The organism is Meridianimaribacter flavus (genome assembly GCF_004366715.1).
Taxonomy (GTDB): domain Bacteria; phylum Bacteroidota; class Bacteroidia; order Flavobacteriales; family Flavobacteriaceae; genus Gaetbulibacter_B; species Gaetbulibacter_B jejuensis.
This window is the reverse complement of the sequence record NZ_SOQZ01000008.1, coordinates 43,158-66,845: the sequence shown is the minus strand read 5'-3', so window position 1 is coordinate 66,845 and position 23,688 is coordinate 43,158. Positions and strand designations below refer to the sequence as shown.

Here is a 23,688-nt window from a genome sequence, read left to right as displayed (position 1 = left end):
TGTTGTTATAAAGGGTAATAAAATACGTTAGAAAATGTTAAATATTAAAACGGAACATCGTTATCATCGTCTTCTGGAGTACCAAATGCATCAGAAGCTGACGGGAAGTTGTCTGGCTTAAAAGTGTTATCGTTGGCAGCATTCATTTTACTATGGAATTCATTACCAAAAGGCGTGTCAAAATCATCAAGATTATCAAACTTACCAAGATGTCCAATGAATTTCAATCTGATGTTTTCTAAACCACCATTTCTATGCTTTGCAACAATAAACTCACCTTGTCCTTCGGTTGGCGAACGGTCTTCATCGTCCCATTCGTCAATTTTGTAGTATTCAGGACGATAAATAAAAGATACAATATCTGCGTCCTGCTCAATAGCTCCAGATTCACGTAAGTCAGATAGTAAAGGACGCTTACTACCACCACGAGTTTCAACAGCACGCGATAACTGAGAAAGAGCAATAACAGGAACATTAAGTTCTTTTGCCAATGCTTTTAAGTTTCTAGAAATTGTTGAAATTTCCTGCTCTCTGTTTCCTCCTTTTTGACTTCCTCCTGCTGTCATTAACTGAAGGTAGTCAATCATAATCATTTTGATACCATATTGTGATGCCAAACGACGTGCTTTTGCTCTTAAATCGAATATAGAAAGTGAAGGTGTATCATCAATATACAAAGGTGCTTTTTCTAATGTTTTTACTTTAACATTAAGTTGCTCCCACTCGTGTTTTTCTAGCTTTCCTGTTCTTAACTTTTCTGAAGACAGTCCCGTTTCACTAGAAATCAAACGCGTAATCAACTGTACTGACGACATCTCTAAAGAGAAAAAAGCTACAGGTTGGTTAAAATCAACAGCAATGTTTCTAGCCATGGTAAGCGTTAAAGCTGTTTTACCCATACCAGGACGTGCAGCGACAATGATTAAATCACTAGGTTGCCAACCAGACGTTAATTTATCTAGTTTATCAAATCCTGTAGGAATACCACTTAACCCTTTTTTGTTAGAAATCTCTTCAATCTTTTTCTTAGCTTGTATTACTAAGCTTTGAGCTGTTTCGGTAGATTTTTTAACGTTACCTTGAGTAACTTCATAAAGTTTTGATTCGGCATTGTCTAAAAGATCAAAAACGTCTTTGGTTTCATCGTAAGCTTCTTCAATAATTTCACTTGAAATTTTAATTAAACTTCTTTGAATATATTTTTGAAGAATAATACGTGCATGAAACTCAATATGTGCCGAAGATGACACTCTTTGTGTTAATGAAATGAGGTAAAAATCACCTCCAACCAAATCTAGCTTCGCATCCTTTTTAAGTTGACTAGAAACGGTTAATAAGTCAACAGGTTCACTATTTTCAAATAATTTGAAAATAGCTTCAAAGATGTATTTATGAGCATCTTTATAAAAGGCTTCAGGACTTAAGATATCAATTACCTCATCAACCCCTTTTTTATCAATCATCATTGCCCCAAGCACAACCTCTTCTAAATCAATAGCTTGGGGAGGTATTTTCCCTTTCTCTAAACTAATGATAGTGCTTTTATCTACTTTATAACCTTTTATTGGGTCTGGTTGTTTCATAAGATGCGAATGTAACTAAAATGTTAAGAAAGAACAGAATTTTAATACTTTCAATCTTAACAGTTCTTCAACAATTTAACTGTTAATAACTTATATATATTGTTAATAGCGACAAAAAAAACCGAAGTTCAGCACTTCAGTTTTTTTGAATACTATATTTTATTAGGATTAGCCTTTGTAAACTCCCATTTGCATATATTTTTCCATGCGTTGGTCTACTAACTCTTTTGGTGATAAGTTTTTTAATTCTTCGTAATTTTTTACGATAGCATCACTAACCGATTTAAAAGTGGTTTCTCTATCAGTATGTGCTCCACCAAGAGGCTCTTTTATGATTTGGTCTACAAGCTTAAGCTTTTTCATATCTGGTGCAGTAAGTTTTAAAGCTTCGGCAGCTTGCTCCTTGTATTCCCAACTACGCCATAAGATAGATGAGCAAGATTCAGGTGAAATTACAGAATACCATGTGTTCTCTAACATCAATACTTTATCTCCAACACCTATTCCTAAAGCACCACCAGATGCTCCTTCTCCTATTATTATGGTAATAATTGGCACTTTAAGACGTGCCATTTCTAAAATGTTTCTTGCAATAGCTTCTCCTTGTCCGCGTTCTTCAGCTTCTAATCCTGGATATGCTCCTGGAGTATCTACTAAGGTTACAACAGGAATACCAAATTTTTCGGCAGACTTCATTAAACGCAATGCTTTTCTATAGCCTTCTGGATTAGCCATACCAAAATTTCTGTATTGTCTAGTTTTGGTATTATAACCTTTTTGTTGACCAATAAACATATAGGTTTGGTCTCCAATTTTACCCAATCCACCAATCATAGCTTTATCGTCTTTTACATTTCTATCTCCATGAAGTTCAAGAAATGAATCACCACAAAGTGCTTTAATATGGTCTAGAGTATAAGGTCTGTTTGGATGACGTGATAACTGTACACGTTGCCATGCAGTAAGATTTTTGTATATATCTTTTTTGGTTTCTTTTAGCTTTTTTTCAATTTTCTTACAAGTCTCAGTAACATCTACATCGCTCTCTTCTCCTATTATCTGGCATTTTTGCAACTGATCTTCAAGCTCTTTAATTGGAAGTTCAAATTCTAAATATTCCATTGAAAGTTACGTTTAATTTTAGTTAGCATACAAATATAAAAACTTTAATCGTCTTAGCTTGTTATGCTGCTTTTCTTTTTAACTATTTTTCTATTTTTAAGTAAAGCATCCCATAAAACAGTAATAAAAATAAGCGCTGCACCATAATAGAATTGTTGGCTCATAATCTCGGTTTCAGGAAACAAAATGATTGCTAGTGTAATACCATAAATTGGCTCTAAATTGTACGAAAGTATTACTGTATAAGGACTTATATGTTTCATTACTTCTACTGAGCCAATAAATGCATAGGCTGTACAAACTGATCCTAAAATTATAAGGTATATCCAATCAGAATTGGATAGCGTGAAAAACTGTGTGTTAAACGCATTATCAGAACGTATAATAAATAGCGACAGTAAAACAATACCGCTTATAAATTCATAAAATGAAATTACCGAAGCATTGTGCTTTTCAATAAACTTGCCATTAATTACCGCAAATGTTGTAGAAAAAAGCGCTGAAAGTACGCCTAGAATTATTCCGTTAAGGTATTGAATTTCACTCTGGGTTATTAAAAATACACCAACTACAACAACGATTCCGAAGAATATTTCATAACCAATTATTTTACGTCTATAAATTAAAGGTTCTATAAAAGAAGCAAAAAAAGCACCTGTAGAAAACATAGCGAGTGCTATTGATACATTAGCTTGATTAATGGATTCAAAAAAAGTAATCCAATGTAAAGCGATGATAATACCTGCGCCAAAAAAACCAAGTATCGTTTTTGCTGGAAGGTTTAAAGGAATTCTTGCTAGCTTTATGTAAGCATACATTAATACTGCTGCAATTACCATTCTGTACCATACAAGTTCAGTTGAGCCGATGGTTATTAACTCTCCTAAAATAGCAGTAAATCCAGCAATGAAAACTAAAAAATGTAAGTGTAAATAATTTTTAAGCTTAACGTTTGGCATTATATAGAAGGTATATAGCTATTATACCAAAGATAACATTTGGAAACCAAACTGCAACCAAGGGAGGAAAATCTGATTGCTCTGCCATTACACCAAACACTTTATCGAAAAACACATAAACCATTGCAATAGTAATACCAAAAGCAAGATTAACTCCCATACCTCCTCTTCGTTTAATTGAAGATACAGCAACAGCAATAATAGTAAGTATATATACCGAAACTGGTAAACTCCATTTTTTATATTTTACTACTTCATATCTCCCAATGTTTGATGAGCCTCTCTTTTTTTCTTTTTCAATGAAACGGTTAAGCTCTCCATATTGAAAAGTTTCTGCAATATACTCAACAGGTGTAAGGTCTTCGAGATCAAATGTAAAGAGCGTATCAAAACGTCTTGTAGTTTCGATAATCTCAGAGTTTTCGTTGAAAATTCGCTTTGTGTAGTTAATTAATCGATATGTAGTATCTCTATCAATATAAGTAATATTATCGGCAGAAATTTTGTACTCCAACTTATTACCATCAAAATGCTCTAAAGTAAATTTAAATCCTCTTTTTGCATTAGGGTCAAATCGGCTTACGTAAATAAAGTCGTTATCGTTTATCTGCCTATAAATATCTTGAGTTTCAAACGCTTTTCTATTTCCTTTTAAATATTGATACTTAAACTGATTAAAACCTTTACTTGCCATAGGTGCTAAATACAAACCAAGTAATAATGCAAAACCAGCTACTATTGTAGACCCTATCATATAAGGCTTTAAAAATCTTGAAAAAGAAACTCCAGAACTTAATATGGCAGTAATCTCAGTATTGTTGGCTAATTTTGAGGTAAACCAAATTACTGACAAGAATAAAAACAAAGGAAATAACAAGTTAGCAAAATAGATTGTAAAATCTAGGTAGTACTTCGCTACAGCAGGAAAAGGCACTTCTTTTTCAAGAATTTTACCAATTTTTTCAGCAAGATTTACAGTTATCCCAATAGGAATAAACAACAGCAACATCATTAAAAATGTAAACAGGTAACGTTTTAGTATGTACCAATCTAATATCTTTAACATTACAATCGTTTATCCATTTGTTTTACCATTTTATCTTTCCAGCTTCTAAAATCTCCTGCTAATATATGTTTTCTAGCTTCTCTAACCAACCATAAATAAAAACCAAGATTATGTATCGTTGCTATTTGCTTACCAAGTAATTCATTTACAGTAAATAAATGACGCAAATAGGCTTTACTATATTCAGTATCTACAAAGGTTATTCCCATTTCATCAATTGGAGAAAAATCGTCTTCCCATTTTTTATTTTTGATGTTTATTGTGCCATGAGCTGTAAATAACATTCCATTTCTAGCATTTCTTGTTGGCATTACACAGTCAAACATATCTACACCTAACGCTATATTTTCTAAAATATTGATTGGTGTACCAACTCCCATTAAGTAACGAGGTTTGTCTTCAGGCAAAATTCCGCATACAACATCAGTCATAGCATACATTTCTTCGGCAGGTTCTCCTACCGAAAGTCCACCAATAGCGTTTCCTAAAGCTCCAGAGTTAGCAATATATTCAGCAGACTGCATACGTAAATCTTTGTATGTACTTCCTTGAACAATTGGAAAAAACGTTTGTGAGTACCCATATTTAAATGGTGTTTTTTCTAAATGCGCAATACATCTGTCTAACCAACGATGCGTCATGTGCATAGAGCGTTTTGCGTAATTATAATCGCAAGGATAAGGTGTACACTCATCAAAAGCCATTATAATATCAGCACCAATACTACGCTGAATTTCCATAACATTTTCAGGCGTAAATGTATGGTAGCTACCATCAATATGTGATTTAAACTTAACACCTTCTTCCTTAATTTTTCTATTTGCAGAAAGCGAGTACACTTGGTAACCACCAGAATCGGTTAGTATATTTCTATCCCAATTCATAAACTTATGAAGTCCGCCTGCCTTTTCTAAAATATCAGTTTGAGGTCTTAAATAAAGATGATAGGTGTTACCTAATATAATATCAGGATTTATATCGTTTTTAAGCTCTCGTTGATGCACTCCTTTTACCGAAGCCACAGTACCAATTGGCATAAAAATAGGTGTTTCAATAACACCATGATCTGTAGTAATTTTTCCTGCTCTAGCCTTACTTTGACTATCTTTTCCCTTTAATTCAAATATCATATGCTTTACTCAATGAGTTGGCAAAGATAAATAACTAAATGTGATGTGCTTCTTAATAAATTCAAAATTGTTAGCAAAAGCATCATTTTGGTTAATAAATGCTCATAAAGTCTTTTTATTAATCTGTATAAAACTTTACTTTTGCATCAAGAAAAAACTAAGATTAAAAACATGTCAAACACACAACAACTAGAAGATTTAGTAACACAGGTTCGTAGAGACATTTTACGGATGGTACATAAAGTAAACTCAGGGCATCCAGGTGGTTCTTTGGGCTGTACAGAATTTTTTGTAGCGCTTTATAATGAAATAATGGAAACCAATGACTCCTTTGATATGGATGGTATTGGAGAAGATATTTTCTTCTTATCAAACGGTCATATTTCGCCTGTTTATTACAGCGTATTAGCAAGAGCTGGTTACTTTCCTGTAGACGAGCTAAATACTTTTAGAATAATCAACTCTAGATTACAAGGACACCCAACCACTCACGAAGGTTTACCAGGTGTTCGTATTGCATCAGGTTCTTTAGGACAAGGAATGAGCGTTGCTCTTGGTGCTGCACAAGCAAAAAAATTAAATAATGACAACCATTTAGTATACAGTTTACATGGTGATGGCGAGTTACAAGAAGGTCAAAACTGGGAAGCTATAATGTATGCATCAGGAAACAAAGTTGACAATATTATTGCTACTATTGACTTAAACGGTCAGCAAATTGACGGTTCTACAGATGACGTTTTACCAATGGGAAATGTCAAAGAAAAATTTGAAGCTTTTGGGTGGACTGTTTTAGAAATTGAAGAAGGAAATAATATTGAAGCTATATTAAAAGGTATGGCTGAAGCAAAATCTAAAACTGGACAAGGAAAACCAGTATGCGTTTTACTAAAAACTGTAATGGGTAATGGTGTTGATTTTATGATGCACACTCATGCGTGGCATGGTAAAGCACCAAACGATGAGCAGTTAGCTATTGGACTAGCACAAAACCCAGAAACTTTAGGAGATTATTAAGCAGCAACAACTAAGACAATGAAAACATATACATACACAGAAAAAAAAGATACTAGAAGTGGTTTTGGAGCAGGACTAGCAGAGTTAGGTAGAACAAATCCAAACGTTGTTGCACTTTGTGCAGATTTAATTGGTTCGTTAAAAATGGATCAATTTATTAAGGAAAATCCTGAGCGTTTTTTCCAAGTAGGAATTGCTGAAGCTAACATGATGGGTATTGCAGCAGGATTAACTATTGGTGGGAAAATTCCTTTTACTGGTACTTTTGCTAATTTCTCAACAGGAAGAGTTTACGATCAAATTCGTCAATCTATAGCTTATTCTGGTAAAAATGTAAAAATATGCGCATCGCATGCAGGTTTAACATTAGGCGAAGATGGAGCAACACATCAAATACTAGAAGACATTGGGTTAATGAAAATGCTTCCAGGAATGACAGTTATAAATCCATGTGACTATAACCAAACCAAAGCTGCTACTATAGCTATTGCAGAACATGATGGACCTGTTTACCTTCGTTTTGGTAGACCTTCAGTTCCTGTGTTTATGTCTGAAGACCAAAAATTTGAAATAGGGAAAGCTATTCATCTTACTGAAGGAAGCGATGTAACTATTGTTGCTACAGGACATTTAGTTTGGGAAGCATTAGAAGCTTCAAAAGCGCTTTTTGAAAAAGGTATCAAGGCTGAAGTTATTAATATTCATACCATAAAACCTCTTGACGAAAAAGCAATATTAGATTCAGTTGCAAAAACTAAATGCATTGTAACTGCTGAAGAACACAACTATTTAGGTGGTTTAGGAGAGAGTGTAGCTAGAGTTTTAGCTGAAAACGAACCTACTCCTCAAGAGTTTATTGCTACTCAAGATACTTTTGGTGAATCTGGTACACCAGCACAACTAATGGACAAATATGGACTTAACAGTTCTGCTATTATAAATGCTGTTGAAAAAGTAATGAAAAGAAAATAATATTCGTTTGGCAACGTTTTTGATACTATAATCCAAATCTAAAAAACGAATATTATGAAAAAATTAGTTATTACTACAATTCTGTTATTTGCAATTAATTTATCTTTTGCTCAAGACGGAAACAGCTTTGGTCTTAAAGGTGGACTAAACTATAATGCCAATGGAGATTATTTTGAATCTATTGGTGATAATGCACAACACCCAGACCGAAACATAGGTTATCATATTGGTGTTTTTGGTAAAATTGGAAACAAGTTTTACTTCAGACCTGAGCTGATGTACACTAGTACTAAAAGTGATTACGATAGCGATGATTTCACTATGCAGAAAATTGACGCTCCTCTATTATTTGGTGTTAAAGTTTTAGGACCTGTAAGTGTTTTTGGTGGACCATCATTACAATATATCTTGGATACTGAGTTTGATGGCATAAGCATTAGCGAAGTTGAGGATGACTTTTCAGTTGGATTAAACTTTGGTATTGGACTAAGCTTTCAATCGTTTGGAATTGATCTAAGATACGAAAGAGGTTTTAGTGATAACGAAGCTACATTTATTGGAAACAATTTAGGAGAAGGTGTTGTAAGTAGAATTGATACCAGACCTGATCAACTTATCTTAAGTTTATCACTAATTCTATAAAAAAGAAAATAAATAGATTATAAAAAAAGCCGCTTTAAAAAGCGGCTTTTTTTTGTTAGTCTTCATCTTGATTGGATTCTGTTGAATCTTCATCTAAATAATTTGGAATTCCGTCTCCATCAGTATCATCATTAGTTGGGTCTCCATCATTATCAATATCCTCATATATCGTTAACACACCATCACCATCATCATCAATATCTAAATAGTTAGGAATATCATCTTCATCAGTGTCTTCATCAAAAATATCTTCGTCGTTATCTAAGTCCTCTAAATAAGTTGGTACTCCATCTTCGTCATGGTCATTAATTTCAGTTTGGTATAACGCAAACTTAAATATTAAATTAGAATAAGAATTCACACCAAATGGTGGTGAAGAAAAATAGGCTAATCCTGAAGGTAAAAACATAACTCCCAAACCGTAGTCTGAATACGTTACAGTTCCATCTCCATTTATAACAAAAGAACTAGCTGTATTAAATTGTGGCATTACTCTTCTCCATCCAGGAATTAAGTTAACTAAATCTAATTGAGTAGGGTTTACAGTACTATCAAAAACATCTCCATCTTGCATATTACCAGAATAGTTTACCCTTACATCATCACAAAAATTTGGAGCATCTCCTCCTCCTTGGTTTAACCTAAGTATATAATATTCATACTCTACATCAGCAAAAGTTGTTGTGTGTACTTCAATTACTCCAGGGTCACTTAGCATAGTATTGTTTTCTGGATCAGGCATTTCTAAATAATTTCCATTTTCGTCCATAGGTAATTCAGAAATTTCTATATCAGAAATTGAATAATCTCCAGGAGTCTCAAACATTGAAGAATTATAGTAATGAGTTTCAAAATACCCTAGCAAGGAATCTCTATCGGCAACTTGTTGTTCTGTTCTATCTCGTTCAACAAATGTAGAACCATTATCATCATCTTTTTTACACGATGTAAAACCTAAAACCAGAACTAGAAGTAAAGCACAGTAATTTTTAATTTTCATAAATAGTAAATTTTTCTTTCATCAATTCAAAAACAAGACCTCTTGCCTGAATTTATATTGCTCATTTTTATTAGCGCAAGATACAATATTATAATATTTTTGTACAACAACATTAACGTAGTTTTTATATTTTTAATATGCGGATAGACAAATTCTTGTGGAGTGTTAGATATTACAAAACCCGAAGCATTGCAACACAAGCATGTAAAAAAGGTCATATTAAAGTAAATGATCAAGTAGTAAAACCCAGTAGAGAAGTTTATATAGGTGATAAAATTGAATTGCGAAAAAATCAAATCAACTATCAATTAACAGTTAACGATATACCTCCTAACAGAGTTGGAGCTAAGTTAGTTGACATTTATAGAACTGATACAACACCCAAAGAAGCCTTTGAAGCTCAAGAACTACTTAAATATTCTAAGGATTATTACCGTAAAAAAGGTACAGGAAGACCTACTAAAAAAGATAGACGCGATATTGATGATTTTTATGACGAAAATGAATAGTATTGAAAATTCTCCTTTATCTTTGAAAAAACACTATTACAAATGACAGCCACTAAAAATACAATACTAACACATCAAGAAATTTTACATAAAATAAGACGTATTGCTTATCAAATTTACGAAAGCAATGTAAATGAATCTGAAATTATTTTGGCTGGTATTGATACTAATGGATATTTATTAGCAAAAAAGCTCAAGACGAATCTTGATAAAATTTCTGATATAAAATCTACTTTATGTAAAGTTGTTGTCGATAAAAAAAATCCGTTATCAGAAATAAAAACATCTCTTTCAGAAGAAGAATACACCAATAAATCTATCATTCTTATTGATGATGTTTTAAACTCTGGAAGCACACTTATTTATGGTGTTAAACATTTTTTAAACGTGCCATTAAAGCAATTTAAAACTGCTGTTCTTGTTAACCGAAACCATAAGAAGTTTCCTGTAAAAGCTGATTTTAAAGGTATTTCTTTATCTACTTCTCTAAAAGAGCATGTTGAAGTTGTACTTGATGGAAAAAACTTTGAAGCGTATTTAAAATAGCTCTAGTATAATTTTTTCAGTTATTTCTTCTATTGATTTATTATCAGTAAGGATTGTAGCGTCAGATTGATTGTAATAATTAGTTCGCTCAAATAAATGCTTACCTATAAACTCTACCATCTCTTCTTTTGAATCAATATGAGCAATTAAAGGTCGTTTTCCCTTTTCATTAAATAATCGCTCAGTTAAAACAGGTATAGACGCCTTTAAATAAATACTCTTCGCGTGTTTAGAAGCTTTTATAAGCTCAATGTTATTTCCATAACACGGAGTTCCTCCTCCTAGAGAAATAATAGTATTTGTCGTGTCTTCTATTAACTCCTTTAAATATATGTTTTCAATTTTTCTAAAATAAATTTCTCCTTTAGATTGAAAAATTTCAGAAATAGTCTTTTTTTCCTTGAATTGAATATAATCATCAAAATCTATAAAATTATAGTCTAAAACTTGTGCAAGTTTGCTTCCAATAGTAGACTTTCCAGAGCCCATATATCCAATTAAAAAAAAATTCATTTTTACGTTATAAATTGATTATTAAATCCATAAGATTATGAAATGCAAAAAAACGAAAATTTATCTAAAAAAGGGTTTGGAAAATAAATTAATCGTTTTATATTTGCACCCTCGTTAAGAGAAACACGGCAGACTTGGTAGCTCAGTTGGTAGAGCATCTCCCTTTTAAGGAGAGGGTCCTGGGTTCGAGCCCCAGCCAAGTCACTAAAAAAAAAGTTAAGCGAAATGCTTAACTTTTTTTATTTTTGAACACTTCATTTTTGCGCACGTGGCGGAATTGGTAGACGCGTTAGGTTGAGGGCCTAATGACCGTTTTTGGTCGTGGAAGTTCGAGTCTTCTCGTGCGCACTTTTTAAATTACTTCTTTTTTATTAATTTTGTTTAGTTTTTTTAAGTAAAAGATGAACAACATTAAAAACGAATTCAGTATCAAAGACCTTGAACACCTTTCGGGTATCAAGGCACACACAATACGTATTTGGGAAAAACGCTACAACCTATTAGCTCCCAACCGTACTGAAACTAATATTAGAACTTACAGTATTGAAAGCCTACAAAAGCTTTTAAACATTACTGCTCTTTACAATAATGGTTTAAAGATTTCAAAAATTGCAAAACTAACTCCTGAAGAAATTATTGAAAAAGCAAAGGAACTTGCAATCTCTTCTAATGAAAACCATCTTTTAAATACTTTTAAGATAGCTGCACTAAACTTTGACAAAGCTCTTTTCATTAATACATTTAAGAATTTAGAAGAAGAAAAAACGTTTTCAGAAATTTTCTATGAAGTATTTATTCCTTTATTAGAAGAAATTGGTTTTCTATGGCAAACCAATACAATAACTCCTGCACAAGAACATTTTATTTCTGAACTGATAAAGCAGAAAATATTAGTTAATACTGAGCAATTTCAAACTGCTGAAATAAAAAAACATGACAGAGTTTATGCTTTATTTCTTCCTGAAAATGAAATCCATGAACTTGGTTTACAGTTTGTAAATTTTGAACTTACAAAATTAGGTTATCAAACTATCTATTTAGGTGCAAGCGTACCAAGCAAAAGTCTTGAAGATTTACTGACTCATTATGATCATGTAGACTTTATAAGCTATTTTACAATAAAACCTGATACAGATAATATTGATAATTATCTCAATTCTTTTTACAATACATTATTAAAAAAAGAAAACAAATTACATATCTTAGGGAGATTAGCTTTAGAAATAGACGAATCATCAATTAATAAAAAGATTAAACGCTACACTTCCATTAAAAATTTAGTAGACTCAATATAAATATTTTTATTTTGTTTAATCTTTTTTTATATTTGTTAAACATTCATGAAAAAAGTTGCAATTATAGGTTCTGGGTTTTCGTCTTTGGCTGCGTCATGTTACTTAGCTAAGTATGGTTATGACGTAACCATTTACGAAAAAAATAAGACCATAGGTGGTCGAGCTAGACAATATGTAAAAGATGGTTTTACATTTGATATTGGTCCAACATGGTATTGGATGCCAGATGTGTTTGAACGCTTTTTTAGCGATTTTAATAAGCATCCTAAAGACTATTATCAATTAGAAAAGCTCAATCCTGCATATAGTGTTTATTTTGGGAAAAATGATTTTATCACCATTGAAGATACTTTAGATAAAATCTGTATTGCATTTGAAAAAGAAGAACCAGGAAGCTCTAAAAAACTTAAAAAGTTCATTCAACAAGCCGAAGACAACTACAATATTGCCATCAAGGATTTGGTATATAACCCTGGAGTTTCTCCTCTAGAGCTTGTGAATTTACAAACAGCTAAAAAATTAAATCAGTTTTTTGGTACTATTAAAAAAGATGTTAGAAAAGCATTTAGCAATAAACGCTTAGTACAAATTCTAGAGTTTCCTGTTTTATTTTTAGGCGCTAAACCAAGCGACACACCTTCGTTTTATAATTTTATGAATTATGCCGATTTTGGATTAGGCACCTTTCATCCAAAAGGAGGTATGTACCAAGTAATATTAGCGCTTGAAAAACTAGCAAAAGAACTTGGTGTTACTATTAAAACTGAAAACCCAATTCAAAAGATTTTCGTAGATAATGGTAAAGCCAATACCATTATTACCAACAGCAGCAAAATAATTAATTGTGATATTGTTTTAAGTGGTGCAGATTATCATCATACCGAAACTTTACTTGAAGAATCCTATAGGCAATATAGTGAAGCTTATTGGACCAAAAAGACTTTTGCTCCTTCTTCACTCCTATTTTATGTTGGGTTTAATAAAAAACTAAAAAATGTAAATCATCATACTTTGTTTTTTGATGTGGACTTTGACACACATGCCGAAGCTATTTATGATAACCCTAAATGGCCAGAAAAACCTTTATTCTATGCTAGTTTTCCTTCAATAACTGATAATTCTACTGCTCCTAATGATAAAGAAGCTGGAATTTTTTTAATACCTTTAGCTCCAGGGCTTGAGGATACCGAAGCGTTACGAAGTAGTTATTTTGATAAAATTATCAATCGATTTGAAGCATTAACTTCTCAATCGGTTAAAGAAGATATTCTTTTTAAAGAGTCGTTTTGTGTGAATGATTTTATATCAGAATATAACTCCTATAAAGGAAATGCCTATGGAATGGCCAATACGCTATTACAAACTGCATTTTTACGACCTAAATTAAAAAGTAAAAAGGTTAACAACCTTTATTTTACTGGACAACTTACCGTTCCTGGACCTGGTGTTCCACCATCATTAATATCTGGGAAATTGGCTGCAGAACTAATAAACAAACATCATTCTCTTTAATTATGAAAGCTCTATTTGACACTGTTTCTCATGAGTGCAGTAAAATCACCACTAAAACGTACAGCACTTCTTTTTCATTAGCAACAAAAATGCTTGCTAAATCCATTCGTCAAGACATTTACAACATTTATGGTTTTGTAAGGTTTGCTGATGAGATTGTAGATTCTTTTCATGACTACAATAAAGAGTTTTTGTTTCATTGGTTTGAAAAAGACCTAGAACTAGCAATACACAATAAAATTAGCTTGAACCCTATTTTAAATGCGTTTCAAGAAACGTATCATAAATACAATATCGATAAAGCTCTTGTCACTGCTTTTATGAAAAGCATGAAAATGGATTTACATAAAACAGATTATTTAACACAAGACGAGTTTAAAGAATACATCTATGGTTCTGCTGATGTTGTTGGGTTAATGTGCTTAAAGGTATTTGTTAAAGGTGATGAAGAGAAATACCAAAAACTTAAAGATAGTGCTATGAGTTTGGGTTCTGCTTTTCAAAAAGTAAATTTCTTAAGAGACTTAAAGGCCGATTTTGAAGATTTAAACAGAAGCTATTTTCCTAATGCTGATTTATCTAAACTTGACGAGCAATCAAAACAAGATATAATTAATGATATTGAAGAAGATTTTAGCAAAGGTTTGGAAGGTATAAAACAGTTACCAATTGAGGCTAAATTTGGTGTATTCATGGCTTACAGATATTACAGCCAATTATTAAAAAAGCTCAAGAAAACACCTGCACTCAAAATAAAGTCTACACGTATTAGGGTTTCAAATTCTAAAAAAATTGAACTCTTAACTAGGAGTTATGTTAAATATCAATTGAATTTATTGTAACTTTAAAAACGATGCAAACACTTTACTGGATATTAGTTTTCTTAGGCACATTTTGCTTTATGGAATTTATGGCGTGGTTTACCCATAAATACATCATGCATGGGTTTTTATGGCATTTGCACAAAGATCATCACAGAAAAGATCATGACAGTTGGTTTGAACGCAATGATGCTTTCTTTTTGTTTTACGCAGCTGTAAGCATTGTTTGCTTTTATTTATGGAGCTATGAAAACGTTTGGTTTTGCTTACCTATTGGCTTAGGTATTTTTGCTTATGGAGCTACCTATTTTATAGTCCATGATATTTTTATTCATCAGCGATTTAAGCTCTTTAGAAATGCTAACAATTGGTACGCTAGAGGTATTCGTCGTGCACATAAAATGCATCATAAACACTTAGGAAAAAGTGATGGAGAATGCTTTGGAATGCTGTTTGTTCCTTTTAAGTATTTCAAAAAGTAATTTATGAACTACTTATACCTACTTCTTAATATTGGTTCGTTATCTATTCCTTTTTTATTTAGTTTTCACCCTAAATTAAAGTTTTATAAATACTGGAAATCATTAGCTATTTCAATAGTTATAACTATGCTGTTTTACATTCCTTGGGATGTATTATTTACACAAAATGGTTTTTGGGGTTTTAACGACACCTATTTTTTAGGACAAAAATTTCTTGGTTTGCCTATTGAAGAATGGCTGTTTTTTATTTGTATTCCGTATGCATGTGTGTTTACTCACCATTCACTTTTATATTACTTTCCACACAAAAAACTATCTGAAGGTTTTACTAAAAAACTTAGTTACTGTTTAATTATACTCTTTTTATTTTTGAGCATATTCTTTTACAGCAAATGGTACACTCTTGTTAATTTTAGTTATGCTGTAATACTTCTTTTGTTAGTTATAAAGTATAATTTACAATTACTTAGAACCTACTATTTAACCTTTATAGTGATGCTTATTCCTTTTTTTATTGTGAATGGAATTTTAACAGGAAGTTGTATTGAAAACGAAGTGGTTTGGTATAATGATGCTGAAAATTTGGGTATAAGACTTTTTACAATACCTATTGAAGACAGTATTTATGCTTTTACCTTAATTTTAACCAACTTAGTGTTAACTGAGTTTTTCCAGTCAAAATTACTTAATAAGTAATTCGTCTAACTGTTCACGAACCTTATCACTGTTCCAATCAGCAGCTCCACTTTTATCAACCACAAGATATCCTTCTTTATCTACAATAAATGTTCTAGGAATACTTCTTGAACTAAGACCTTCAGGATACTTGGTCAAAGGATTAAAAATTTGAATATTATACCCTTTTTTATCTAAGAACGCATTAATGACTTCAGGAGATTCATCTGAAACTAATAAAAATACAACGCTTTCGTTATAATCATTATACAAATCTTGAATAGACTGAAATTCTGCAATACAAGGAGGACACCAAGTTGCCCAAAGATTTATAAACACCACTTTACCTTTAGCGTCCTTAAAATTAAACTCGTTGCCATTTAAATCTCTTAAGTTCCAACTAGAATACTCTATTTTTTTTCGGTCTTCTTTATCAATAACCGAAGGACTAAACTTTGAAATCACAGATTGAATTGCTACTTGAATAGGTTGCCTTGTTTGAGGAATAAGCATTAAAACTATTATTACTAAAAAAACAATGTTGCTTATTTTAAGTTTTCTAAATGTCATTTGCTGTTGTATATTTTTTCAAAGGTAAAATAGAATATCCAAACACAAGAAAAGCACAGCCTCATAATTGAAACCATGCTTCAAATCTATAAATTAATTAAACTCTAAACTATAAATTATCTTGTAACAGAACCTGATAAACTAGCAACAGGTCCATCTCCTAAATTAATTACTGTATGTGTCATAGCATCATTTGGAACCATGTGAGCTAATGGCTTTAGCGTAAATGGCATTGAGCTATTGTCTGGAAAAGGTTCAACCGAAACAACTACTGTTGTTCCTCTTAAATCTGTTGGAAAAGTTAATCCAGCAGGTGCATTTTGTAAATAATCTTCTCCTGGGTAACTTGGTCCATCTCCCGAATCTCCTTTAAAAGGTGATGTTGTTGCGTTATCATCAAAATCATCAACCGATGTAAAAGTACCTGTACTTACAGGAGTTCCATCTATTACTGCCCAACCTTCATATTTCCAACCATCTTGTAATGTTGGTAAGTTTAAACCTGTCATAGGACTTCCACTTGAATTGTCTAAAAACCACACACCACTAGCTTCATTAGTATCATCCATATCTGTTGGTGTTGCTAAAATATAAGTACCAGAAGCTGCACTAAAGTCACCAACTATACTATTACTATCCACCATTGCCAAATCTCCAGTAAAAGCACCAGCTAAAATTTTTGTTGCTGCTGGAGCAGGATCAGGATCAACAGCTGGTTCAATAGACAATACAAACATCGTTGCTTCATTTAATTGCATGGTGTTAACTGAAAACGTTTGTGGAAAAGTAACACTAGAAAAAGTTCCTGTTGATACTGGTTGACCATCAACAATAATCCAGCCTTCATAAACATAATCGTCACCTAAAGCTTCCAATCCGTTAAGGTTTAACGTTAAATTCGAATTTGGATTTGTAGTATTATCGTCATCATCACTACACGACACCACTAACACTGAAAGCAGTACTACTGCTAAAAACATTCTTTTAATCATTGCATAAATTTTTAAGGTTATATGCCAAAATTAAAAGAGCTACAAATTATAAAATGTTAGCTAGCTAACATTAGGCAATTTTTTTCAATAATCTTATCTCTTTTCTATTGAAATCAATTAAATGTTCTTCTTTCAATTCGTTTAAAAGCACATTTAGTGTTGGTCTAGAAGTTCCTATAAGTGACGCCATATCTTTTTGGGTGTATGGATGTTTTATCACTCTATTTCCTGTGTCTTTACAGTCATAACCATACTCATCACACAATTCCTCTAAAAACTCCATAAGTCTAGTTTTTGAGTCTTTAAATAATAACAACTGCAAACGTCTTTCTAGTTTCTTAAACCTAAATCCAATAAGTTTATACACTCTAAAACTAAAAGTTTCATTATCTCGCATTAAAGTATGCATAGTATCGACACCTATTGGACAAATAGACGTTTCATTGTCTATAGACTGAGCAAACTCATCTCGCATTCGTTCTCCCAAAATGGCTTTTTCTCCAAACAACTCTCCTTTAGTTAAAATAGCTTTTACTACTTCGTCTCCTGATTCGCTGTAATAACCAATCTTTACTTTACCTTTTTCTATAAGAAATACCTTGTTAGAATTATCAGCTTCAAAATAGATATAATCTTGCTTTTTATAAGAAGTAAACTCGTGAGATTTTCTATATGCTTTAAACTTATGAGGACACAGTATTTTAAACAAGTTAACATCCTCGAAAAACCAAACTGATTTCATAATATACTTGAATTGTGTTAGTTATCAAATTCAGTCGAAAGCACTTGCTTTATCCTTACATACAAAACAAAAAAACTCCTGAAGAACCTTCAGGAGTTTTAGTATTCATTTCATTAATGTTTATGCGTTTTCTGCAGCAATTAGGTTTAATGCAGAACCCGCTTTATACCATGCAATTTGTGCCTCGTTATAGGTGTGATTCACTTTTATAGTGTCTTTACTACCATCTGCATGAACAACTTCAATAGTTAATTGCTTGTCAGGAGCAAACTCGTTTAAATCTAAGAAGTTAAACGTATCATCTTCCTGAATTAAATCGTAATCAGCTTCATTCGCAAAAGTTAATCCTAACATACCTTGCTTTTTCAAGTTGGTTTCATGAATACGCGCAAAAGATTTCACAATTACAGCAGCAACACCAAGATGTCTTGGTTCCATTGCAGCATGCTCACGAGAAGAACCTTCTCCATAGTTATGATCTCCAACTACAATCGTTTTAATGCCTTTAGCTTTATATTCACGTTGTGTATCAGGAACACCTGCATAATCTCCAGTAATTTGACTTTTAACCATGTTTGTTTTCATATTGAATGCATTTACAGCACCAATTAAACAGTTATTAGAGATATTATCTAGGTGTCCACGAAAACGCAACCAAGGTCCAGCCATAGAAATATGATCTGTTGTACATTTTCCATGTGCTTTGATTAATAACTTTGCACCTTTAATTTCATCTCCAATTGGCTTAAATGGCGTTAAAAGTTCTAGACGTTCAGATGTTGGAGATACAATTACCTCTACTCCACTTCCGTCTGCTAATGGCTCTACGTATCCATTTTCTTTTACCTCAAAACCTTTAGGTGGTAATTCCCATCCTGTTGGTTCATCTAACATCACTTCTTCCCCATCTTCATTGATTAATTTATCAGTCAATGGATTAAAATCTAAACGTCCTGCAATAGCAATAGCAGCAGTCATTTCAGGCGATGCTACAAATGCATGTGTATTTGGGTTACCATCAGCACGCTTAGCAAAATTACGGTTAAACGAATGCACAATACTGTTTTTAGGCGCATTCTTAGGGTCTTCATAACGAGCCCACTGACCAATACATGGTCCACATGCGTTAGTAAAAATAGTAGCATCTAGTTTTTCAAAAATCTCTAAGATACCATCGCGCTCAGTTGTATATCGTACTTGCTCAGAACCTGGATTAATTCCAAATTCAGCTTTTGTTTTTAATTTTTTATCTAAAGCTTGTTGCGCAATAGAGGATGCTCTTGATAAATCTTCATAAGACGAGTTTGTACAAGAACCAATTAATCCCCATTCTACCTTCATAGGCCAATCGTTTGCTTTAGCTTTTTCAGTCATTGTTCCTACTTCTGTAGCTAAATCTGGAGTAAAAGGCCCATTTAAGTGTGGTAACAACTCTGACAAATTAATTTCAATAACTTGATCGAAATATTGCTCAGGGTTAGCATACACTTCAGGATCTGCTGTTAAATGTGCTTTTACTTTATTAGCTTCGTCAGCTACATCTTCTCTATCAGTAGCACGCAAGTAACGCTCCATAGACTCATCATAACCAAACGTAGAGGTTGTTGCACCTATTTCAGCTCCCATATTACAGATAGTTCCTTTTCCTGTACAAGACATAGAAGTCGCACCAGGACCAAAATATTCTACAATAGCTCCAGTACCACCTTTTACAGTAAGTATTTCAGCTACTTTTAAAATCACATCTTTTGGTGCTGTCCATCCAGATAATTTACCTGTTAATTTAACACCAATCAACTTTGGAAATTTTAATTCCCAAGCCATACCTGCCATTACATCTACAGCATCAGCACCTCCAACTCCAATGGCAACCATACCTAATCCTCCTGCATTTACAGTATGCGAATCAGTACCAATCATCATTCCTCCCGGAAATGCATAATTTTCTAAGACTACTTGATGGATAATTCCAGCTCCAGGTTTCCAAAAGCCAATTCCATACTTATTTGATACAGAGGCTAAAAAGTCGAATACTTCACTACTCGTTTCATTTGCTCGTTTTAAATCGGCAGCTGCTCCTTGCTTTGCTTGAATTAAGTGATCGCAATGTACAGTTGTAGGTACAGCAACTTTGTCTTTACCAGCTTGCATAAACTGTAATAAAGCCATTTGCGCTGTTGCATCTTGACAAGCAATACGGTCTGGAGCAAAATCTACATAATCTTTACCTCTTACAAAGGCTTTTTCTGGACTACCATCCCAAAGGTGAGAATATAAAATCTTTTCAGATAGTGTTAATGGTTTACCTACAACTTCACGTGCTTTATCTACACGTTCAGCCATATTAGTATAAACCTTTTTAATCATGTCAATATCAAATGCCATATAAATCTTCTTTTATAGTGTTTACGTATTAAAATTATTAAAAAAAAGTGACACGTCTTTTTATTTAAGTAAGATATCACTTTAATTTAGATTTGTTATAAGTTACATTACCTTTAAAGCATAATACTGCAACCATAACGAAGTAGCGATAATTTAATAAAATTCAACTCAAACTATCATAAAAAAAGGTTAATAAAAAAGCCCGAATTAAAAATTCGGGCTTTTGAATATATATTGTTATGACTGTTACGCCATCACTAATTGCTTTTGAGATGGCTTAAACTTAGTTAATACGATACCATCTACTGCAGCTTCATATTCTTCCATAGTTGGCGTACGACCAAGAATAGTTGATAATACTACAACTGGTGTTGATGACAATAATGATTCACCTTTTTTACCATCGGCATCTTTTACTACACGACCTTGGAATAAACGTGTAGATGTAGCCATTACTGTATCTCCAGGCTCAGCTTTTTCTTGGTTACCCATGCAAAGGTTACAACCAGGACGTTCTAAATACAACATGTTTTCATATTTAGTACGTGCAGCTGCTTTCGGTGCGTCGTCGTTAAACTCGAATCCTGAGTACTTTTGTAATACTTCCCAATCTCCTTCAGCTTTTAATTCATCAACAATATTGTATGTTGGTGGCGCTACAACTAATGGCGCTTTAAATTCTACCTTACCGTGTTGAGCTTCGATATTTTTTAGCATTTGCGCTAAAATTTTCATATCACCTTTATGTACCATACATGATCCAACGAAACCTAAATCTACTTTTTTAGTTCCTCCATAGTAAGATAATGGACGTATTGTATCGTGAGTATAACGTCTTGAAGGATCTTCGTTGTTTACATCTGGATCTGCAATCATTGGTTCTGCGATTTCATCTAAATCGATAACCACTTCTGCATAATATTTAGCATCTGCATCTGGCTTTAATGCTGGTTTAGAACCTGATTTAAGCTCTTCTATTCTGCTGTTTGCTTTATCTACTAACCCTTGTAACATTTGCTTTTCGTTATCCATACCTTTTTTAATCATGATTTGGATACGATCTCTAGCAATTTCTAAAGATTCGATTAAGGTTTCTTCTTCCGAAATACAGATAGACGCTTTCGCTTTCATCTCTGCAGTCCAATCTGTAAATGTAAAGGCTTGATCTGATGTTAATGTACCAATGTGTACTTCGATAACACGACCTTGGAATACGTTTTCTCCATCAAATTGCTTTAACATTTGTTGTTGCGTTGCATGTACCACATCGCGAAAATCCATGAAGCTTCTCATGTTTCCTTTAAACGTTACTTTTACAGACTCTGGAATTGGCATTGTAGCTTCACCAGTTGCTAAAGCTAATGCTACAGTACCAGAATCGGCACCAAAAGCAACACCTTTAGACATACGCGTATGCGAATCTCCACCAATAATGATATCCCAATCGTCTACCGTAATATCGTTTAATACTTTATGAATTACGTCTGTCATTGCGTGATAATGACCTTTAGGATCACGACCAGTAATTAAACCGAAATCGTTCATAAACTTCATTAAACGCGGAATATTAGCTTTTGATTTATCATCCCAAACTGAAGCTGTATGACAACCAGATTGGTAACCAGCATCTACAATTGGTGAAATTACCGTTGCTGCCATCATTTCTAATTCTTGAGACGTCATTAAACCTGTAGTATCTTGAGAACCTACAATGTTTACTTCTACACGAACGTTAGATCCAGCATGTAATGTTTTTCCTGGTGTCGTACCAACAGCGTTTTTATTAAAGATTTTTTCTACTGCTGTTAACCCTTGGTTTTCTAAAGTAATTTCTTTAGAAGCTGCGTACACTTGAGGAATTTCGATACCTAAAGCTTTACAAGCAAAGGTTTGTAATTTTTTACCAAAAACCACAGCGTAAGATCCACCAGCTTTGATAAACTCCATTTTTTGTGGTGTTAATGCTGTAGAAATATCTTTAAGTTCTTGGTCTCCGTTATATAATTTTTTCTCTTTTGTATTGATCGTTAAAACCGTACCCGTTTTTACAGAATAAACCTCTTTTAAAATAGGTTCTCCATCTGCATCTACAACTGTGTTACCGTTTTCGTCTTTTTGTTTTACCCAGTTTTTAAGGTCAATTCCTATTCCTCCTGTTACACCAACTGTAGTTAAGAAGATTGGTGCAATACCATTTGTTCCAGCGATTACAGGTGCAATATTTATAAATGGTACATAAGGTGACGAAGGAATTCCTGTCCATAATGCCACGTTATTTACACCAGACATACGAGAAGATCCTACACCCATTGTTCCTTTTTCTGCAATAAGCATAATACGTTTATCTGGATGTTGCTCTTTTAAAGCTAACACTTCTTGTTGCATCTCTTTGTTATGCTCAAAGATAGATTGACCATGTAACTCACGATCTGATCTTGAGTGCGCATCTGCACCTGGTGATAATAAATCTGTTGAAATATCACCAACACCAGCAACATAAGTTACTACTTGAATTTCTTCTTGAACTCCTGGAAGTTTTGTAAAAAATTCTGCTTGTGCATAGCTCTCGATTATCTCTTTTGCAATTGCGCTACCAGATTTCATTGCTTGTTCTAAACGCTCGGTATCTGCTTCGTATAAAAATACTTGTGTTTTTAATACTTTAGCTGCAGCTTCAGCAATTGCTTTATCTTCACCTAAAGCTAAATCCAAAAGTACTTCTACAGATGGTCCTCCTTTCATGTGAGATAATTGCTCGAAAGCAAATTCTGAAGTAATTTCTTCTACTTTAGTTTCACCTAAAATAATTTCTTTTAAAAAGTCTGCTTTTACACGTGCAGCACTTGTAGTACCTGGTAAAACGTTATATATAAAAAAGTTTAAAGAATCTTTTCTATGCTCGTTATTTTCATCTTTTATTTGCGCTATAATTTCGCTTAATAATTCTGCGCCATCAATAGGCTTTGGATGTAATCCTTGAAGTTTACGAGCTTCAATTTCTTTAAGGTAGTCGTTGTATGTTTGCATATATGTTTATATATATTTTATTATTGTAAAAAAACGTAATGCCCATAAGCATTACTTTATTTAAAACAGACAGCAAAATTACGAATTTTAATATGCATTTTAAAATATGCAACGAAATTGCATTTTCT

The 23,688-nt window shown here is 32.9% G+C and carries 22 protein-coding genes and 2 tRNA genes; 12 read left to right on the top strand and 12 right to left on the bottom strand.

The window, feature by feature from the left end; all coding sequences use genetic code 11:
• Window positions 1-44: 44 nt before the first annotated feature.
• The 5 genes from dnaB to tgt form a co-directional block, all read right to left on the bottom strand.
• A complete protein-coding gene (dnaB, locus tag A8975_RS13935; protein WP_134201269.1) occupies window positions 45-1,583 on the bottom strand; it encodes a replicative DNA helicase in 1,539 nt (512 codons plus the stop codon).
• Window positions 1,584-1,751: 168 nt separating this feature from the next.
• Window positions 1,752-2,705 (bottom strand): acetyl-CoA carboxylase carboxyltransferase subunit alpha, encoded by a 954-nt coding sequence (locus tag A8975_RS13930; protein WP_129761787.1) that lies wholly within the window; start codon window positions 2,703-2,705, stop codon window positions 1,752-1,754.
• A 53-nt stretch (window positions 2,706-2,758) separates the two neighbouring features.
• Window positions 2,759-3,664 carry a DMT family transporter gene (locus tag A8975_RS13925; RefSeq protein WP_134201267.1) on the bottom strand — a complete coding sequence of 302 codons (906 nt, stop codon included), beginning with the start codon at window positions 3,662-3,664 and terminating at the stop codon, window positions 2,759-2,761.
• Window positions 3,651-4,730, bottom strand: a complete 1,080-nt coding sequence (locus tag A8975_RS13920) for an LptF/LptG family permease (protein WP_129761785.1) — start codon at window positions 4,728-4,730, stop codon at window positions 3,651-3,653. Before A8975_RS13920 ends, A8975_RS13925 begins: the two co-directional genes overlap by 14 nt.
• Complete coding sequence (tgt, locus tag A8975_RS13915; RefSeq protein ID WP_134201265.1) at window positions 4,730-5,860, bottom strand: tRNA guanosine(34) transglycosylase Tgt; 1,131 nt, start codon at window positions 5,858-5,860, stop codon at window positions 4,730-4,732. The genes A8975_RS13920 and tgt overlap by 1 nt, the downstream gene beginning before the upstream one ends.
• Window positions 5,861-6,022: 162 nt before the next feature.
• Here tgt and A8975_RS13910 point away from each other — a divergent pair, with 162 nt between their 5' ends.
• From A8975_RS13910 to A8975_RS13900, 3 genes are read left to right on the top strand one after another with little or no spacing between them, the layout of a single operon-like run.
• Window positions 6,023-6,877 carry a transketolase gene (locus A8975_RS13910; protein ID WP_255421389.1) on the top strand — a complete coding sequence of 285 codons (855 nt, stop codon included), beginning with the start codon at window positions 6,023-6,025 and terminating at the stop codon, window positions 6,875-6,877.
• 18 nt (window positions 6,878-6,895) lie between these two features.
• Entirely contained in the window at window positions 6,896-7,849 is a 954-nt protein-coding gene (locus tag A8975_RS13905) for a transketolase family protein (protein WP_134201263.1), read from the top strand.
• Window positions 7,850-7,903: 54 nt separating this feature from the next.
• Window positions 7,904-8,491: a porin family protein gene (locus A8975_RS13900; protein ID WP_129761781.1), complete on the top strand. Its 588-nt coding sequence runs from the start codon at window positions 7,904-7,906 to the stop codon at window positions 8,489-8,491.
• Between the two features lie 55 nt (window positions 8,492-8,546).
• Here the strand turns inward: A8975_RS13900 and A8975_RS13895 are convergent, their stop codons facing one another.
• Entirely contained in the window at window positions 8,547-9,491 is a 945-nt protein-coding gene (locus tag A8975_RS13895) for an FKBP-type peptidyl-prolyl cis-trans isomerase (RefSeq protein WP_134201261.1), read from the bottom strand.
• Window positions 9,492-9,628: 137 nt separating this feature from the next.
• Here A8975_RS13895 and A8975_RS13890 point away from each other — a divergent pair, with 137 nt between their 5' ends.
• On the top strand, window positions 9,629-10,000 hold the full coding sequence (locus A8975_RS13890; RefSeq protein ID WP_129761778.1) for an RNA-binding S4 domain-containing protein: 372 nt from the start codon (window positions 9,629-9,631) through the stop codon (window positions 9,998-10,000).
• A gap of 42 nt (window positions 10,001-10,042) precedes the next feature.
• Window positions 10,043-10,546: a phosphoribosyltransferase family protein gene (locus tag A8975_RS13885; protein WP_129761777.1), complete on the top strand. Its 504-nt coding sequence runs from the start codon at window positions 10,043-10,045 to the stop codon at window positions 10,544-10,546.
• On the opposite strand, the gene A8975_RS13880 is transcribed toward A8975_RS13885, so the two are convergent.
• Window positions 10,538-11,059, bottom strand: a complete 522-nt coding sequence (locus tag A8975_RS13880) for a shikimate kinase (RefSeq protein WP_134201259.1) — start codon at window positions 11,057-11,059, stop codon at window positions 10,538-10,540. The genes A8975_RS13885 and A8975_RS13880 overlap by 9 nt on opposite strands.
• A 131-nt stretch (window positions 11,060-11,190) precedes the next feature.
• On the opposite strand from A8975_RS13880, the gene A8975_RS13875 reads away from it, so the two are divergent.
• The 7 genes from A8975_RS13875 (at window position 11,191) to A8975_RS13845 (ending at window position 15,865) form a co-directional block, all read left to right on the top strand.
• A tRNA-Lys gene (locus A8975_RS13875) sits at window positions 11,191-11,263 on the top strand.
• A gap of 58 nt (window positions 11,264-11,321) precedes the next feature.
• Window positions 11,322-11,407: transfer RNA gene (locus A8975_RS13870), tRNA-Leu, on the top strand.
• A gap of 53 nt (window positions 11,408-11,460) precedes the next feature.
• The gene (locus A8975_RS13865; RefSeq protein ID WP_131509041.1) at window positions 11,461-12,354 is read left to right on the top strand and encodes a MerR family transcriptional regulator; all 894 of its coding nucleotides are present in this window, start codon (window positions 11,461-11,463) and stop codon (window positions 12,352-12,354) included.
• 45 nt (window positions 12,355-12,399) lie between these two features.
• Window positions 12,400-13,866: a phytoene desaturase family protein gene (locus tag A8975_RS13860; protein ID WP_131509040.1), complete on the top strand. Its 1,467-nt coding sequence runs from the start codon at window positions 12,400-12,402 to the stop codon at window positions 13,864-13,866.
• 2 nt (window positions 13,867-13,868) lie between these two features.
• Window positions 13,869-14,708, top strand: a complete 840-nt coding sequence (locus A8975_RS13855) for a phytoene/squalene synthase family protein (RefSeq protein ID WP_129761773.1) — start codon at window positions 13,869-13,871, stop codon at window positions 14,706-14,708.
• Window positions 14,709-14,719: 11 nt separating this feature from the next.
• Complete coding sequence (locus A8975_RS13850) at window positions 14,720-15,169, top strand: sterol desaturase family protein (RefSeq protein WP_131509039.1); 450 nt, start codon at window positions 14,720-14,722, stop codon at window positions 15,167-15,169.
• Between the two features lie 3 nt (window positions 15,170-15,172).
• On the top strand, window positions 15,173-15,865 hold the full coding sequence (locus tag A8975_RS13845) for a lycopene cyclase domain-containing protein (protein WP_134201257.1): 693 nt from the start codon (window positions 15,173-15,175) through the stop codon (window positions 15,863-15,865).
• Here the strand turns inward: A8975_RS13845 and A8975_RS13840 are convergent.
• From A8975_RS13840 to A8975_RS13820, 5 genes are all read right to left on the bottom strand, one after another.
• Entirely contained in the window at window positions 15,851-16,414 is a 564-nt protein-coding gene (locus tag A8975_RS13840) for a TlpA family protein disulfide reductase (RefSeq protein WP_134201255.1), read from the bottom strand. The genes A8975_RS13845 and A8975_RS13840 overlap by 15 nt on opposite strands.
• 116 nt (window positions 16,415-16,530) lie before the next feature.
• Entirely contained in the window at window positions 16,531-17,406 is an 876-nt protein-coding gene (locus A8975_RS13835; RefSeq protein ID WP_134201253.1) for an anti-sigma factor, read from the bottom strand.
• A 70-nt stretch (window positions 17,407-17,476) separates the two neighbouring features.
• A complete protein-coding gene (locus A8975_RS13830) occupies window positions 17,477-18,148 on the bottom strand; it encodes a Crp/Fnr family transcriptional regulator (RefSeq protein WP_131509035.1) in 672 nt (223 codons plus the stop codon).
• 120 nt (window positions 18,149-18,268) lie between these two features.
• Window positions 18,269-20,533 (bottom strand): aconitate hydratase, encoded by a 2,265-nt coding sequence (locus tag A8975_RS13825; protein ID WP_131509034.1) that lies wholly within the window; start codon window positions 20,531-20,533, stop codon window positions 18,269-18,271.
• 246 nt (window positions 20,534-20,779) lie between these two features.
• Window positions 20,780-23,560 carry a bifunctional aconitate hydratase 2/2-methylisocitrate dehydratase gene (locus A8975_RS13820; RefSeq protein ID WP_134201251.1) on the bottom strand — a complete coding sequence of 927 codons (2,781 nt, stop codon included), beginning with the start codon at window positions 23,558-23,560 and terminating at the stop codon, window positions 20,780-20,782.
• Between the last annotated feature and the right edge of the window lie 128 nt (window positions 23,561-23,688).

Excerpts from the sequence above, each read along its gene's own strand:
- A8975_RS13835 (WP_134201253.1), bottom strand. The coding sequence starts at position 17,406 with ATGATTAAAAGAATGTTTTTAGCAGTAGTACTGCTTTCAGTGTTAGTG.
- A8975_RS13845 (WP_134201257.1), top strand. The coding sequence starts at position 15,173 with ATGAACTACTTATACCTACTTCTTAATATTGGTTCGTTATCTATTCCT.
- A8975_RS13930 (WP_129761787.1), bottom strand. The coding sequence starts at position 2,705 with ATGGAATATTTAGAATTTGAACTTCCAATTAAAGAGCTTGAAGATCAG.
- A8975_RS13900 (WP_129761781.1), top strand. The coding sequence starts at position 7,904 with ATGAAAAAATTAGTTATTACTACAATTCTGTTATTTGCAATTAATTTA.
- A8975_RS13855 (WP_129761773.1), top strand. The coding sequence starts at position 13,869 with ATGAAAGCTCTATTTGACACTGTTTCTCATGAGTGCAGTAAAATCACC.
- A8975_RS13890 (WP_129761778.1), top strand. The coding sequence starts at position 9,629 with ATGCGGATAGACAAATTCTTGTGGAGTGTTAGATATTACAAAACCCGA.
- A8975_RS13880 (WP_134201259.1), bottom strand. The coding sequence starts at position 11,059 with ATGAATTTTTTTTTAATTGGATATATGGGCTCTGGAAAGTCTACTATT.
- A8975_RS13895 (WP_134201261.1), bottom strand. The coding sequence starts at position 9,491 with ATGAAAATTAAAAATTACTGTGCTTTACTTCTAGTTCTGGTTTTAGGT.
- A8975_RS13920 (WP_129761785.1), bottom strand. The coding sequence starts at position 4,730 with ATGTTAAAGATATTAGATTGGTACATACTAAAACGTTACCTGTTTACA.
- A8975_RS13865 (WP_131509041.1), top strand. The coding sequence starts at position 11,461 with ATGAACAACATTAAAAACGAATTCAGTATCAAAGACCTTGAACACCTT.
- A8975_RS13885 (WP_129761777.1), top strand. The coding sequence starts at position 10,043 with ATGACAGCCACTAAAAATACAATACTAACACATCAAGAAATTTTACAT.
- A8975_RS13860 (WP_131509040.1), top strand. The coding sequence starts at position 12,400 with ATGAAAAAAGTTGCAATTATAGGTTCTGGGTTTTCGTCTTTGGCTGCG.
- A8975_RS13905 (WP_134201263.1), top strand. The coding sequence starts at position 6,896 with ATGAAAACATATACATACACAGAAAAAAAAGATACTAGAAGTGGTTTT.
- A8975_RS13830 (WP_131509035.1), bottom strand. The coding sequence starts at position 18,148 with ATGAAATCAGTTTGGTTTTTCGAGGATGTTAACTTGTTTAAAATACTG.
- dnaB (WP_134201269.1), bottom strand. The coding sequence starts at position 1,583 with ATGAAACAACCAGACCCAATAAAAGGTTATAAAGTAGATAAAAGCACT.
- A8975_RS13925 (WP_134201267.1), bottom strand. The coding sequence starts at position 3,664 with ATGCCAAACGTTAAGCTTAAAAATTATTTACACTTACATTTTTTAGTT.
- A8975_RS13825 (WP_131509034.1), bottom strand. The coding sequence starts at position 20,533 with ATGGCATTTGATATTGACATGATTAAAAAGGTTTATACTAATATGGCT.
- A8975_RS13850 (WP_131509039.1), top strand. The coding sequence starts at position 14,720 with ATGCAAACACTTTACTGGATATTAGTTTTCTTAGGCACATTTTGCTTT.
- A8975_RS13820 (WP_134201251.1), bottom strand. The coding sequence starts at position 23,560 with ATGCAAACATACAACGACTACCTTAAAGAAATTGAAGCTCGTAAACTT.
- A8975_RS13840 (WP_134201255.1), bottom strand. The coding sequence starts at position 16,414 with ATGACATTTAGAAAACTTAAAATAAGCAACATTGTTTTTTTAGTAATA.
- tgt (WP_134201265.1), bottom strand. The coding sequence starts at position 5,860 with ATGATATTTGAATTAAAGGGAAAAGATAGTCAAAGTAAGGCTAGAGCA.